Genomic DNA, 13,579 nt, shown 5'->3' on the forward strand with positions numbered 1-13,579 from the left:
CGGCCGCGCGCGGCCGGCGCGGGTCAGACGCGGCGGAGGAGGCCGACCTTCGCGTAGACGTCGGACAGGGTCGCGTCGGCGACCTCGTCGGCGCGGGCGGCGTTGGCAGCGAGGACGCGGTCGAGCTCAGCCGGGTCGGCGAGCAGCTCGAGGGCGCGCTCGCGCACCGGACCGAACTCCTCGACGACGACCTCGGCCAGTGCCTTCTTGAAGTCGCCGTAGCCGCGGCCCGCGAACTCGTCTTCGATCGCGGGGATCTGGCGGCCCGTCAGCGCCGCGAAGATCACGAGCATGTTCGAGACACCGGGCTTCTGCTCCCGGTCGAACCGCACGACACCCTCGGAGTCGGTGACCGCTCGCATGATCTTCTTCGCCGACTTCGACGGCTCGTCGAGCAGCCACAGCACACCGGCATCCGACTCGGCCGACTTCGACATCTTCGAGGTCGGGTTCTGCAGGTCGTAGATCCGCGCCGTCTCCTTCTGGATGACCGGCGTCGGTACCTGGAACGTCTTGCCGAAGCGCGAGTTGAACCGTTCGGCGAGGTCGCGCGTCAGCTCGACGTGCTGCTTCTGGTCGTCGCCGACCGGCACGATGTCTGTCTGGTACAGCAGGATGTCGGCCGCCATCAGGATCGGGTAGGTGAACAGGCCGACGTTGGTCGCGTCGGTGCCGTAGCGCGAGGACTTGTCCTTGAACTGCGTCATGCGCCCGGCCTCGCCGAAGCCGGTCATCGTGGACAGGATCCACGCGAGCTCGGCGTGCGCACGCACGTGCGACTGGACGTAGAGGGTCGACTTCGAGGGCTCGATCCCGGCCGCGATGTACTGCGCCGCAGTGCGACGCGTCTTCTCGCGAAGCTCAGCTGGGTCGTTCGGCTGGGTGAGGGCGTGCAGGTCGACGACGGAGAAGAACGCGTCGTAGGCCTCCTGCAGGTCCCGCCACTGCATGAGCGCGCCGATGTAGTTGCCGATCTGGAGGGAGTCGGCGGACGGCTGCATTCCGGAGTACAGGCGGGGTTTGCTCACCATACAATCCTAGGCGCGATCGGATGCCGCACCGCCGGCCTGCCCGATCGGATGCCGCACCGCCGGCCTGCCCGCCATCGTCCCCCGCAGTGGGCCGTTCAGTTCCCGAGCGTGTAGTCCGCGACGACCGGCGCGTGGTCGCTCCACCGGGTGTCCCACGACGGCGCGCGGACGACGCGGTAGTCGACGACGCGCGGAGCGAGCGACGGGGAGGCCAGGTGGTAGTCGATGCGCCACCCGGTGTCGGTGTCGAACGCTTTGCCTCGGTTCGACCACCAGGTGTAGGGCCCATCGACCTCGCCGGCGAACGTGCGACCGACGTCGCTCCAGCCGAGTCCGGTGCCCGATGAGCCGTCGACGGTTTCGACCGTCTCGCCGAGCGGCGCGATGAAGCGGTCGAAGTAGGCGCGCTCGCGCGGCAGGAAGCCGGCCTTCTTGACGTTGCCCTTCCAGTTGCGGATGTCGAACTGGCGGTGGCCGACGTTGAGGTCGCCGGTGATGACGGCGTGGCCGGCGGCGAGGAGCGGCATCCGCTGTTCCATCGCGTCGAGGAAGGCGTACTTCGCGACCTGCTTTTCGGTGTCGGCTTCGCCGGTGAAGACATAGGCGCTCACGACGGTGAGGTGCTCGCCGTCGACGTCGAGGTCGGCCTCGACCCAGCGGCCCTTGCTGTCGAGGGTGTCGTCGCCGAGGTCGACGCGCCACACGTCGAGCGGCGCACGCGTGGCGATCGCGACGCCAGCGCGGCCCTTCGCGAGCGCCTCGTCGTTGACGACATGCCAGCCGGGGAGGGCGGCCTGCAGGTCGGTGAGCTCGGCGCGCACCTCTTGCAGGGTGAGGACGTCGACGTCGGCCGTCTCGAGCCAGTCGTGCATCCCCTTCCGGGCGGCGGCACGGATGCCGTTGACGTTCACGGACGCGATGCGGAGGGGGCGGGGCACGCCTTCCAGCGTACGTGCGCGGTACGACACCGAAGGTCCGGCGACACCGACGGACCGGTCAGTCGTCCTCGAGCTCGTCGAGATCGCGCTGCGCGTCGCGCAGTCGCAGCGCAGCGCGTGGTCGCTGCCACCACGAGGCATCGTCCAACATGGATGCCGCGTCCCGCACCCGCGCCCGCGCGACGACCCGCGCCGCCCGGCGTTCCGCCGCGCGCCGCTCCTCGTCGGTGAGGTGCACGAGCGGGATGCCGTCGTCGTCCGCCGAGACGGCGACCGCCGACGCCGCCACGAGGATGACGATCCCGGCGAGCCGCAGCCACAGCAGGAACCCGATGATGACCGAGAACGTGGCGAGCAGCGGGTTGGTGGGGGAGTAGACCGCGAGGAAGCCGGCGCCGAGCTGCAGCAGGCTCAGCGCCGCACCGCCGAACGTCGCTCCGGGTGCGATCGACCGCCACGGGAGCGAGGTGCCGGTGAGGAAGCGGATGAGGGCGGTGAGCGCCGCGCTGTTGACGACGAAGCCGACGACGACGGATGCCACCCGGCTCAGCACGTCGATCGCTTGGGACTCGTACGGCAGATCGAACCAGTCGAACACCTGCGCGACGATGCCGCCCGCGATGAGACCGAACGCCGCGCCCAGGACGAGGGCGACACCGAACAGCACTGCCGCGATGAAGTCCCCGATCTTCAGGAGCACGTAGTTGCGGGTGTCGAACGGCAGCTCGAAGATGTCGCGCACCGCCCGGCGGGTGAAGGTCACGAAGCCGATAGCGGTCCAGATCGCAACGCCGAGTGCCACGGCGCCAGTGACGGCGAGAAGGCTGCTGCTCGTGCGGGCGACCTCCTCGACATCGTCGGGGTGGACGGGCCCGGTCGCTGAGATGAGGTCGGGCACGTAGGAGTTGACGATGGCGATGAGGCCGTCGACGGCGGCATCCGATCCACCGAGCCACAGCCCGACGACTGCGAACGCCGTGTACAGCGTCGCGAAGATCGCGAACAGCGATTGGTAGCTGATGCTCGCGGCGAGCAGGAAGCCGTTATTGCGAAGGAAGTGCCGCCATACGCGGACGGGGTACCAGCCCAGCGTCTTGCGCGTGACCTCGCCGGCGCGTTCGAGTGGCTGGTCGAGTCGCTCGCGCAGACGAGACGCCTCCCACCGCTCGCGCAGGGGAGGCGTCAAATCGTCCGAGGTCACGCCTCGAGGGTATCGGGGGTCAGCCGCGGAGGACCGCCTGCTTGACCTCGGCGATGGCCTTGGTGATCTCGATGCCGCGGGGGCACGCCTCGGTGCAGTTGAAGGTCGTGCGGCAGCGCCAGACGCCTTCCTTGTCGTTGAGGATGTCGAGGCGCACGTCGCCCGCGTCGTCGCGCGAGTCGAAGATGAAGCGGTGCGCGTTGACGATCGCGGCGGGGCCGAAGTACTGGCCGTCGGTCCAGAACACGGGGCACGACGAGGTGCACGCGGCGCAGAGGATGCACTTGGTCGTGTCGTCGTAGACGGCGCGGTCGGTGATCGACTGGAAGCGCTCCTTGCCCGGCTCGGGCTTCGAGTTCGACTGGAGGAAGGGCTGCACCTCGCGGAAGGACTCGAAGAACGGGTCCATGTCGACGATGAGGTCCTTCTCGAGCGGCAGGCCCTTGATCGCCTCGACGTAGATCGGCTTCGAGATGTCGAGGTCCTTGATCAGCGTCTTGCAGGCGAGGCGGTTGCGGCCGTTGATGCGCATCGCGTCGGAGCCGCAGATACCGTGCGCGCACGAGCGGCGGAAGCTCAGCGAGCCGTCGACGTCCCACTTGATGCGGTGGAGGGCGTCCAGGACGCGGTCGGTCGGGTACATCTCGACGTCGTAGTCGACCCAGCGGGGCTCGGTGTCGGTCTCGGGGTCGAACCGGCGGATGATGAATGTGACCAGGTACGACTGGATGCCGGAGTCGTTCGACTCCTGCGGTGCGGCAGGCGCGTCGGGGGCGACGAGGGTCATCAGTACTTCCTCTCCATCGGCGGGTAGTTCAACTCGCCCTGCTCGTTCTTCGTGAAGACGACGGGCTTCCAGTCCAGGCGGATGTGGTCCTCGGGGTTCGCGGAGTGCGGGTCGCCCGTGAGGTACGCCATGGTGTGCTGCATGTACTTCTCGTCGTTGCGGTCGGGGTAGTCCTCGCGCATGTGGCCACCGCGGCTCTCGCGACGGTTGCGGGCCGCGTAGGCGACGATCTCGGCGATGTCGAGCAGGAAGCCGAGTTCGACGGCCTCGAGCAGGTCGGTGTTGTAACGCTTGCCCTTGTCGTCGACGTGCACGTGCTTGTACCGCTCGCGCAGGTCGTTGATCGTGCCCATCACGTTCGTGAGCGTCTCTTCGGTGCGGAACACCTGGGCGTTGGCATCCATCTCGTCCTGCAGCTTCTTGCGCAGGACCGAGACGCGCTCGGTGCCGGCGTTGCCGCGCAGGCCCTCGATCATCTCGCGGACCTCCTTGGCGGGGTCCTCGGGGAGCGGGACGAAATCGGCGGTCTGCACGTACTCGACGGCGTTGCGACCGCTGCGCTTGCCGAACACGTTGATGTCGAGCAGCGAGTTCGTGCCGAGGCGGTTCGCGCCGTGCACCGAGACGCACGCGCACTCGCCGGCGGCGTAGAGGCCGGGGACGACCGTGGTGTTGTCGGCGAGGACCTCACCGGCGTTGTTCGTCGGGATGCCGCCCATCGCGTAGTGCGCGGTCGGCATGACCGGCACCGGCTCGACGACCGGGTCGACACCGAGGTAGGTGCGGGCGAACTCGGTGATGTCGGGGAGCTTGGTCTCGAGGACCTCGGCGCCGAGGTGGGTGCAGTCGAGGTAGACGTAGTCCTTGTTGGGACCGGCGCCGCGGCCTTCGAGCACCTCCTTCACCATGCAGCGGGCGACGATGTCGCGAGGTGCGAGGTCCTTGATGGTGGGGGCGTAACGCTCCATGAACCGCTCGCCCGAGGCGTTGCGGAGGATCGCGCCCTCGCCGCGGGCGCCCTCGGTGAGGAGGATGCCGAGCCCGGCGAGGCCGGTCGGGTGGAACTGGAAGAACTCGATGTCTTCGAGGGGGAGGCCCTTGCGCCACACGATGCCGACGCCGTCACCGGTGAGGGTGTGCGCGTTCGAGGTGGTCTTGAAGATCTTGCCGAAACCGCCGGTGGCGAAGATGACGGCCTTCGAGTGGAAGACGTGCAGGTCGCCGGTGGCGAGTTCGTAGGCGACGACGCCCGCGATCTGCGTCTGGCCGAGCGCGTCCTTCACCGTGATGAGGTCGAGCGCGTAGAACTCGTTGAAGAAGTTGATGCCGAGCTTGACGCAGTTCTGGAACAGCGTCTGCAGGATCATGTGGCCGGTGCGGTCGGCGGCGTAGCACGCGCGTCGCACCGGGCTCTTGCCGTGGTCGGCCGTGTGGCCGCCGAACCGACGCTGGTCGATCTTGCCGTCGGGCGTGCGGTTGAAGGGCAGGCCCATGTTCTCGAGGTCGATGACCGCGTCGATGGCTTCCTTCGCGAGGATCTCGGCCGCGTCCTGGTCGACGAGGTAGTCGCCGCCCTTGACGGTGTCGAAGGTGTGCCACTCCCAGGAGTCCTCTTCGACGTTCGCGAGGGCCGCTGCCATGCCGCCCTGCGCCGCACCGGTGTGGCTGCGGGTCGGGTAGAGCTTCGTGATGACGGCGGTCTTCGCGCCGGGGCCGGCCTCGATGGCCGCGCGCATGCCGGCGCCGCCGGCGCCGACGATCACGATGTCGAACTGGTGGTAGTACACGCCGTCCTTGACGACGGTGTCCGCAGTCTGAGTGCTCACGGTGATGGATGCCTCTGTTTCAGGAAATCTCGTGCGGGTCGAGCGGGGCTCAGGCGCCGCAGAACTCGGTGAGGACGCTGCCGTCCGTCAGGTTGGGGATGCACGGGTCGAACGTGAACACGACGAGCGTGCCCAGCAGGATCATGAACGCGCACACGGCCCACAGCGCGACGACGAGGGTCTTGCGCGCCTTGGCGTTGGTGACGTAGTCGTTCACGATCGTCCGCATCCCGTTGGTGCCGTGGATGAAGGCGAGCCAGAGCATCAGCACGTCCCACCACTGCCAGAACGGGTTCGCGAACTTTCCGGCGACGAAGGCGAAGTCGAGCGCGGAGATGCCGTCGCCGACCATGAGGTTGACGAACAGGTGCCCGAAGATGAGGACGATCAGCAGCACGCCGGACACGCGCATGAAGACCCACCCGACCATCTCGAGGTTCGGGCCCTTCTTGCGGACGGCGCCCTTCGGGCTGCGCGGGGCTGCGAGGGTGTCAGCGGTCATCAGTGGCCACCTCCCATGTGCGAGAAGACGTTGGGCAGGTGTCGTGCGGAGAACCCGATGAGGGTGACGGCCCAGACCGCCAGGACGCCCCACCAGAGCTGACGCTGGTGCCGGGTCGCCCACGGCCACAGGTCGACCGCGATGATGCGGAGGCCGTTGAAGGCGTGGTAGACGATCGCGCCCACGAGGGCGACCTCGCCGACGCCCATGATCGGGTTCTTGTACGTGCCGATGACTGCGTCGTACGCGTCGGGCGCGACGCGGATGAGCGCCGTGTCGAGCACGTGCACGAGCAGGAAGAAGAAGATGGCGACGCCGGTGATCCGGTGCAGGACCCACGACCACATGCCCTCGTTGCCGCGGTACAGGGTGCCGCGCGGCGTCTTGGACGTGGTCTCAGCAACCGACGGTGTGACGCGTGCTGGTGCAGACACGGTCGTCCTCCCTTGGGGTGAGATGTGGCGGCTCGCGCGGCGAAGGCTCCGGCATCCCAGGGAATGTCGCCCTTCGTCGCAGGCGGGCGCCCGTCCATCCTACGGTTCCCTCGCGAGGGTGGGCGAGCAAGGCTCCCCTAAGTTGTCTCGACGTCGAGACAATTTCGGCATCGTCCCATTCGCGCCCGCGCGAGACGCGCCCGACACATTCGACGGATAGGGTTCGGGCATGGTCGACGACATCCCTGACTTCTACGCCGTCATTCCCGCGGGTGGCGTTGGTTCCCGCCTGTGGCCGCTCTCCCGTGCCGATGCGCCCAAGTTCCTCCACGACCTGACTGGCGCCGGCCACTCGCTGCTGCGTGAGACGTGGAACCGCCTCGAGCCCCTCGCGGGACCCGACCGCATCGCGGTCGTGACCGGTCGCGCGCATCGAGCTGCGGTCGAGGATCAGCTCCCCGGCATCGCCGACAAGAACGTGATCCTCGAATCCGAGCCTCGGGACTCCGCGGCGGCGATCGGGCTCGCCGCGGCGATCCTGCACCGGCGGCATCCGGATGTCGTCATCGGCTCGTTCGCGGCCGACCACGTGATCCGTGGCACCCGTGTGTTCGAGTTCGCCGTCCGTGACGCCGTTGCCGTCGCCCGAGAGGGGTACATCGTCACGATCGGCATCGCGCCCTCGGAACCCGCGGTCGGATTCGGCTACATCAAGCGCGGCGGCGAACTGATCGTCGATGGTGCCCGCGACGCCTCACTCGTGGAGCGCTTCGTCGAGAAGCCCGACCTCGAAACGGCCAAGGCGTACGTCGCCGACCGGTCGTACCTCTGGAACGCCGGCATGTTCATCGCGCGTGCCGACGTGCTGCTCGCCGAGATCGAGGCCAACAACCCCGAGCTGCACGCCGGGCTCCTCGAGCTCGCCGAGGCGTGGGACGACCGCGACCGCCGCGGCCCTGCGGTCGATCGCATCTGGCCGCGGCTCGAGAAGATCGCCATCGACTACGTCGTCGCCGAGCCCGCCGCGGAGAAAGGCAAGCTCGCCGTCGTGCCCGGACACTTCGATTGGGACGACGTCGGCGACTTCGCGAGCCTCGCGAAACTCAACTCGAACGGCCGCGGGACCGACCTCGCGATCCTCGGGCCGAACGCTCGAGTGCTGTCGGATGCCGCGAGCGGGATCGTCGTCTCGCAGACGAGCCGCGTCATCAGCATCATCGGCGTGAAGGACATCGTCGTCGTCGACACCGATGACGCGCTGCTGGTCACGACCGCCGAGCATGCGCAGCGTGTCAAGAGCGTCGTCGACGCGCTGAAGGTCACCGGTCGCGGCGACGTCCTCTGAGTGCACGCGCGTGCGCGCGCGTGTCGTCTACATTGCGGCTTTGTAACCATTGCCCGTCGCGCGCGCGCCCGAGTACAACCCGCGCGTCACGGGAGGTAACTTTTCGGAATGCCCCCGCGAGATCCGCGGGGTCCATCAATGTGGAGGCTGCATTGACCATCTCGACCACCAAGAAGCTCCTCGGAGTCACCGGCTCCGCGGCGCTGCTCGTCGCGCTCGCCGCCTGTGGCACCGCGCCCGAGGCCGACCCGACGAACGCCGCACCCGAAGTTGAGGTCGTCGACGGGTTCATGCCCTGCCTGATCTCCGACGAGGGCGGCTGGAACGACAAGTCGTTCAACCAGTCGGCCAAGGAGGGCATGGATGCCGCGCTCGAGGAGCTCGGCGTCGAGGGCATCGAGCTCGAGTCGACCACCCCGAACGACTACGCGCCGAACCTCGAGCAGCTCGTCTCCGAGGGCTGCACGTTCATCGTCTCGGTCGGCTTCAACCTCTCGGCTGCGACCGTCGAGTCCGCGCTCGCGAACCCCGAGCTCGACTACGCGATCATCGACGACCTCGCCGACAACGACTTCAACGGTGAGATCGACGCGCCGAACATCAAGCCGCTCGTCTTCAACACGGCCGAGGCCGCCTACCTCGGTGGCTACGCTGCTGCCGCATGGTCGGCCGAGTCGGGCGTCAACAAGGTCGGCACCTTCGGCGGCATGCAGATCCCGTCGGTCGCGGTCTTCATGGACGGCTACGCGCTCGGTGTCGACAAGTACAACGAGGACAAGGGCGCATCGGTCGAGCTCTTCGGCTGGGACGTCGCGGGCCAGGAGGGCGCCTTCACCGGTGGCTTCGCCGCGAACGACACCGCCAAGCAGACCGCGCAGAGCGTGCTCGACCAGGGTGTCGACGTGATCCTGCCCGTCGGTGGCCCGATCTACGAGAGCGCCGCAGCGGCGATCGCCGACGGTGGCTCGGACGTCAAGATGCTCGGTGTCGACTCCGACCTCGCAGCGAAGGACGACTCGGTCGCCGACATCACGCTCGTCTCGATCATGAAGGCGATCGACGTCGCCGTCCACGACGCGACCGTCGAGGCAGCCGGTGGCGACTACGACGTCGCGCCGTACATCGGCACGCTCGAGAACGAAGGCGTCAAGCTCTCCGGCTTCGGCGCGTTCGAGTCGGAGCTCCCCGAGGGTCTGACCGACGAGCTGGCCGCCCTCCAGGAGGCCATCATCGCGGGTGACCTCACGGTCGAGTCGGCGAACTCGCCCAAGCAGTAGTCCGTTCCGACGATCGGGGCGGGCAGCGCAAGCTGCTCGCCCCGATCGCCGTGTACGGTCCCTTTCCGACCTCCCGCCTCGCGGACGGTCGAAGATAGGCTGAAGATATGAAGCTCGAGCTCCGTGGAATCACAAAACGATTCGGAAGTCTCGTCGCCAACGACAGCATCGACCTCGTCGTCCAGCCGGGTGAGATCCACGCCCTGCTCGGTGAGAACGGTGCCGGCAAGTCGACGCTGATGAATGTCCTGTACGGCCTGTACCAGGCCGACGAGGGCGACATCCTCCTGGACGACGTGGTCCAGCACTTCCGCGGCCCCGGCGACGCCATGGCCGCGGGCATCGGCATGGTGCACCAGCACTTCATGCTCATCCCCGTGTTCACCGTCGCCGAGAACGTCATGCTCGGCCACGAGGAGACGAAGGGACTCGGACGACTCGACATCGCCGCGGCCAGACGCCACGTGCGCGAGGTCGCCGAGCGCTTCGGGTTCGAGATCGACCCCGACGCCCTCGTCGGCGACCTGCCGGTCGGTGTCCAGCAGCGCGTCGAGATCATCAAGGCGCTCTCCCGTGACGCGAAGGTGCTCGTGTTCGACGAGCCGACCGCTGTGCTCACCCCGCAGGAGACCGACGAGCTCATGGCGATCATGCGCCAGTTGAAGGCGGAGGGGACGGCGATCGTCTTCATCACGCACAAGCTCCGCGAGGTCCGCGAGGTCGCCGACCGCATCACCGTCGTCCGACTCGGCAAGATCGTCGGCGAGGCATCCCCGACCGCGACCAACGCCGAACTCGCCTCCCTCATGGTGGGGCGCGCCGTCGAGCTCACCGTCCAGAAGACCCCCGCGACACCGCAGGGCGGCGGCCTCGAGGTTCGCGACCTCCGCGTCCTCACCGCCGACGGCCACGTCGTCGTCAACGACATCAGCTTCGACGTCCGGCCCGGCGAGGTGCTCGCGGTCGCGGGCGTCCAGGGCAACGGCCAGACCGAGCTCGTCGACGCCCTCGTCGGCCTCGCCGCGCGCACCGAGGGTTCCATCACACTGGGCGGCGTCGAGCTGCGCGGCAAGAGCGTCCGGGCGATCCTCGACCAGGGTGTCGGGTTCGTCCCCGAGGACCGCAAGGAGGACGGCCTCGTCGGCTCGTTCTCGGTCGCCGAGAACCTCATCCTCGACCGCTCGTCCGACCCGGCGTTCGTCCAGGCGGGCACGATCCGCCGCGGCGTCCTCGACACCTTCGCCCGCGAGCGCATCCGCGAGTACGACATCCGCACGCAGGGCCCCGAAACCCCTGCCGGAACGCTCTCGGGCGGCAACCAGCAGAAGGTCGTGATCGCGCGCGAGATGAGCCGCGACCTCACCCTCTTCATCGCGGCGCAGCCGACCCGCGGCGTCGACGTCGGCTCGATCGAGTTCATCCACAAGCGGATCATCGAGACACGGGATGCCGGTGTGCCGGTCATCGTCGTCTCGACCGAGCTCGACGAGGTGACCGCCCTCGCCGACCGCATCGCGGTCATGTACCGCGGCGCGATCGTCGGCATCGTGCCGGCGGACACGCCCCGCGACATCCTCGGTCTCATGATGGCCGGAGCAACCGACCCGGAGGTGGCCGCATGAGCGGGACGACCCCCGGCGCTGGCGACGGCGCCCGGAACGAACCGAACGAGCAGCTGCCCCACGCGTCCGGTCCGTTGACCGGGCACGAGGTGCCGGCCGCGCCGCGCACGAACGTCTTCATCAAGGAGCTCCTGCGTGGCAGCGCGGTCACGACGGCGCTCGCCATCGTCCTCGCGCTCATCGCGGGCGGCGTGCTGATCGCGATCACGAACGAGGATGTCCAGGCGGCGTCGGGCTACTTCTTCGCGCGCCCTGTCGACACGCTCATCGCGATCTGGGATGCCGTCGTCAACGGGTACGCGGCCCTGTTCCGCGGCTCCGTGTTCAACGTGAACGCCGACGACTTCCTGACGCAGATCCGTCCCTTCACGAACACGCTCGGCTTCGCCGCTCCGCTCATCGCGGCGGGCCTCGGCGTCGCGCTCGCGTTCCGCGCGGGCCTGTTCAACATCGGCGCCCGTGGTCAGATGCTCGTCGCCGCGGGCTTCGCCGCGCTGGTCACCTTCAACGTCGACCTCCCGATGGCGCTGCACCTGCCGCTCACCCTCGCGGCCGGCATCGTCGGCGGCGCTCTCTGGGGCGGCATCGTCGGCCTGCTCAAGGCGCGCACGGGTGCGCACGAGGTGATCCTCACGATCATGCTCAACTACATCGCGTACTACCTGCTGGTGTGGATGATCCGGACGCCCGGGCTCCTCCAGAAGGAGGGCACGAACCAGCCGATCTCCGAGGCGACGCCCGAGTCGGCGCAGTTCCCGCAGCTCCTCGGCCCGCAGTTCCCGCTGCTCGACTGGGGCTTCGTGATCGTCGTCCTTGCGACGGCGATCACCTGGTGGGTCATCGAGCGCTCGAGCCTCGGCCTCCGCATGCGCGCCGTCGGCGAGAACCCGCACGCCGCGCGCGCCGCAGGTATCAGCGTCGACCGTATCTACGTCTACGCGATGCTCTTCGCGGGCGGGCTCGCGGGCCTCGCCGCCATGAACCAGATCCAGGGATCGGTCACGACCGGCTTCAGCGGGTCGATCGACGCCGGCATCGGCTTCGACGCGATCACCGTCGCCCTCCTCGGGCGCAGCCGGCCGTGGGGCGTGTTCGCCGCCGGCATCCTGTTCGGTGCGCTCAAGGCCGGCTCGTTCGGCATGCAGGCGCAGGGGATCCCCGTCGACATCGTGCTCGTCGTCCAGGCGCTCATCGTGCTGTTCATCGCCGCGCCGCCGCTGCTTCGCACGGTGTTCTTCCTGCCCAAGTCCGACGCCGAGAAGGCCGCCAAGGCGCGAGCCAAGGCCGCGAAGAAGGCGGTGGCCGCATGACCTCGCTCGCTCCCACCGAGACCGCCGACGGCGCGGTCCACCTCGCGACCGTGCAGCAGCGGCACCTCAAGCTGCCGATCGTCCTCGCCGCTGCGACCGTGCTGCTGGCAGCGCTGTTCCTGTTCGCACCGCGCTCCGGCACGTCGACGTTCCGCCTCGGCGACGCGGCATCCGCGCTCGAACTGCCGAACGTCGGCGTCCCCACCGGACCGACCTCGTGGATCACGCTCGTGTTCGTCGCCGCACTCGCCGCGTGGGCGTTCGTCGAGGCGTGGGCGTACCGTCGCCCGCGGCTGTGGCTTCCCGTCGTCTTCAGCGTGCTCGCGGTCTTCGCGTTCCTCACGTGGGCCGCGGCCGGTGGACAGGTGCCCGTCACGGGTCTGCTGGCCGGTGCGATCTCGCTCTCGGTGCCGCTCGTCTTCGGCGCCCTCGGCGGTGTCATCGGCGAGCGCGTCGGCGTGGTCAACGTCGCGATCGAGGGGCAGCTGCTCCTCGGCGCGTTCTCGGCCGCACTCCTGTCGAGCATCACCGGCAACCCGTTCGTCGGCCTCGTCGGCGCGATGATCGGCGGCGTCCTCGTCGCGTTCGTGCTCGCGGCGTTCGCGATCAAGTACCTCGTCGAGCAGGTCATCGTCGGTGTCGTCCTCAACGTGCTCGTCACCGGCCTCACCGGCTTCCTCTACGGCGCACTCCTCGTGCCCAACGAGAACGCCCTGAACTCGCCGGTGCGATTCACCCGCATCGAGATCCCGCTGCTGAGCGAGATCCCGATCATCGGGCCGGTGCTGTTCAACCAGACGTTCATCGTGTACCTGATGTTCATCACGGTCGCGATCGTCGCCTGGGGCCTATACCGCACCCGCTGGGGCCTGCGCCTCCGCGCCGTCGGCGAGCACCCGCAGGCGGCCGACACGGTCGGCATCAACGTCAACCGGCTGCGGTTCTGGAACGTCTCGCTCGCCGGCGCCATCGCCGGTATCGGCGGCGCGTACTTCACGCTCGTCTCGGTGCCGCAGTTCGGCAAGGAGATGACCGCCGGCCTCGGCTTCATCGCCCTCGCCGCTGTGATCTTCGGTCGCTGGGACCCGATCCGTGCGGCGCTCGCCGCGCTCCTGTTCGGGTTCGCGACGAACCTCCAGAACCTGCTGACGGTGCTGAAGACGCCGATCCCCAGCGAGTTCATGCTCATGCTGCCCTACGTCGTGACGATCCTCGCGGTCGCCGGATTCGCCGGACAGATCCGCGGACCCGCAGCCTCGGGCAAGCCGTACATCAAGGGTTGAGTCGGATGCCGCGCCCGCGGCAT

At 68.5% G+C, this 13,579-nt stretch carries 12 protein-coding genes; 5 read left to right on the top strand and 7 right to left on the bottom strand.

Annotated features, from left to right (window positions below):
• Positions 1-23: 23 nt before the first annotated feature.
• The 7 genes from trpS to sdhC all read right to left on the bottom strand — a co-directional run bounded on the left by trpS (position 24) and on the right by sdhC (position 6,719).
• Positions 24-1,031, bottom strand: coding sequence for a tryptophan--tRNA ligase (gene trpS / locus QNI14_RS00295; RefSeq protein ID WP_283714189.1), 1,008 nt, complete (start codon positions 1,029-1,031; stop codon positions 24-26).
• A gap of 95 nt (positions 1,032-1,126) precedes the next feature.
• Complete coding sequence (locus QNI14_RS00300; protein ID WP_283714190.1) at positions 1,127-1,969, bottom strand: exodeoxyribonuclease III; 843 nt, start codon at positions 1,967-1,969, stop codon at positions 1,127-1,129.
• A 58-nt stretch (positions 1,970-2,027) separates the two neighbouring features.
• The gene (locus QNI14_RS00305) at positions 2,028-3,170 is read right to left on the bottom strand and encodes a YihY/virulence factor BrkB family protein (protein ID WP_283714191.1); all 1,143 of its coding nucleotides are present in this window, start codon (positions 3,168-3,170) and stop codon (positions 2,028-2,030) included.
• 19 nt (positions 3,171-3,189) lie between these two features.
• Entirely contained in the window at positions 3,190-3,957 is a 768-nt protein-coding gene (locus tag QNI14_RS00310; protein WP_283714192.1) for a succinate dehydrogenase iron-sulfur subunit, read from the bottom strand.
• On the bottom strand, positions 3,957-5,783 hold the full coding sequence (sdhA, locus tag QNI14_RS00315) for a succinate dehydrogenase flavoprotein subunit (protein WP_283714193.1): 1,827 nt from the start codon (positions 5,781-5,783) through the stop codon (positions 3,957-3,959). The genes QNI14_RS00310 and sdhA overlap by 1 nt, the downstream gene beginning before the upstream one ends.
• 49 nt (positions 5,784-5,832) lie before the next feature.
• Positions 5,833-6,285 (bottom strand): succinate dehydrogenase hydrophobic membrane anchor subunit, encoded by a 453-nt coding sequence (locus QNI14_RS00320; protein WP_283714194.1) that lies wholly within the window; start codon positions 6,283-6,285, stop codon positions 5,833-5,835.
• A complete protein-coding gene (gene sdhC, locus QNI14_RS00325; RefSeq protein ID WP_283714195.1) occupies positions 6,285-6,719 on the bottom strand; it encodes a succinate dehydrogenase, cytochrome b556 subunit in 435 nt (144 codons plus the stop codon). Before sdhC ends, QNI14_RS00320 begins: the two co-directional genes overlap by 1 nt.
• 229 nt (positions 6,720-6,948) lie before the next feature.
• Here sdhC and QNI14_RS00330 point away from each other — a divergent pair, with 229 nt between their 5' ends.
• The 5 genes from QNI14_RS00330 to QNI14_RS00350 all read left to right on the top strand — a co-directional run bounded on the left by QNI14_RS00330 (position 6,949) and on the right by QNI14_RS00350 (position 13,556).
• Positions 6,949-8,064 carry a mannose-1-phosphate guanylyltransferase gene (locus tag QNI14_RS00330; RefSeq protein WP_283714196.1) on the top strand — a complete coding sequence of 372 codons (1,116 nt, stop codon included), beginning with the start codon at positions 6,949-6,951 and terminating at the stop codon, positions 8,062-8,064.
• A gap of 152 nt (positions 8,065-8,216) precedes the next feature.
• The gene (locus QNI14_RS00335) at positions 8,217-9,341 is read left to right on the top strand and encodes a BMP family lipoprotein (RefSeq protein WP_283714197.1); all 1,125 of its coding nucleotides are present in this window, start codon (positions 8,217-8,219) and stop codon (positions 9,339-9,341) included.
• Positions 9,342-9,448: 107 nt separating this feature from the next.
• Positions 9,449-10,963, top strand: coding sequence for an ABC transporter ATP-binding protein (locus tag QNI14_RS00340; RefSeq protein WP_283714198.1), 1,515 nt, complete (start codon positions 9,449-9,451; stop codon positions 10,961-10,963).
• Entirely contained in the window at positions 10,960-12,273 is a 1,314-nt protein-coding gene (locus tag QNI14_RS00345; RefSeq protein ID WP_283714199.1) for an ABC transporter permease, read from the top strand. Before QNI14_RS00340 ends, QNI14_RS00345 begins: the two co-directional genes overlap by 4 nt.
• Positions 12,270-13,556, top strand: a complete 1,287-nt coding sequence (locus QNI14_RS00350; protein ID WP_283714200.1) for an ABC transporter permease — start codon at positions 12,270-12,272, stop codon at positions 13,554-13,556. Before QNI14_RS00345 ends, QNI14_RS00350 begins: the two co-directional genes overlap by 4 nt.
• The last annotated feature ends 23 nt before the right edge of the window (positions 13,557-13,579 follow it).

The sequence above is a fragment of the Microbacterium dauci genome (assembly GCF_030065535.1).
GTDB lineage: Bacteria > Actinomycetota > Actinomycetes > Actinomycetales > Microbacteriaceae > Microbacterium > Microbacterium dauci.

Bases quoted from the DNA above. Each gene is read 5' to 3' on its own strand.
- QNI14_RS00330 (WP_283714196.1), top strand. From the start codon at position 6,949: ATGGTCGACGACATCCCTGACTTCTACGCCGTCATTCCCGCGGGTGGC.
- QNI14_RS00320 (WP_283714194.1), bottom strand. From the start codon at position 6,285: ATGACCGCTGACACCCTCGCAGCCCCGCGCAGCCCGAAGGGCGCCGTC.
- trpS (WP_283714189.1), bottom strand. From the start codon at position 1,031: ATGGTGAGCAAACCCCGCCTGTACTCCGGAATGCAGCCGTCCGCCGAC.
- QNI14_RS00350 (WP_283714200.1), top strand. From the start codon at position 12,270: ATGACCTCGCTCGCTCCCACCGAGACCGCCGACGGCGCGGTCCACCTC.
- QNI14_RS00345 (WP_283714199.1), top strand. From the start codon at position 10,960: ATGAGCGGGACGACCCCCGGCGCTGGCGACGGCGCCCGGAACGAACCG.
- QNI14_RS00310 (WP_283714192.1), bottom strand. From the start codon at position 3,957: ATGACCCTCGTCGCCCCCGACGCGCCTGCCGCACCGCAGGAGTCGAAC.
- QNI14_RS00340 (WP_283714198.1), top strand. From the start codon at position 9,449: ATGAAGCTCGAGCTCCGTGGAATCACAAAACGATTCGGAAGTCTCGTC.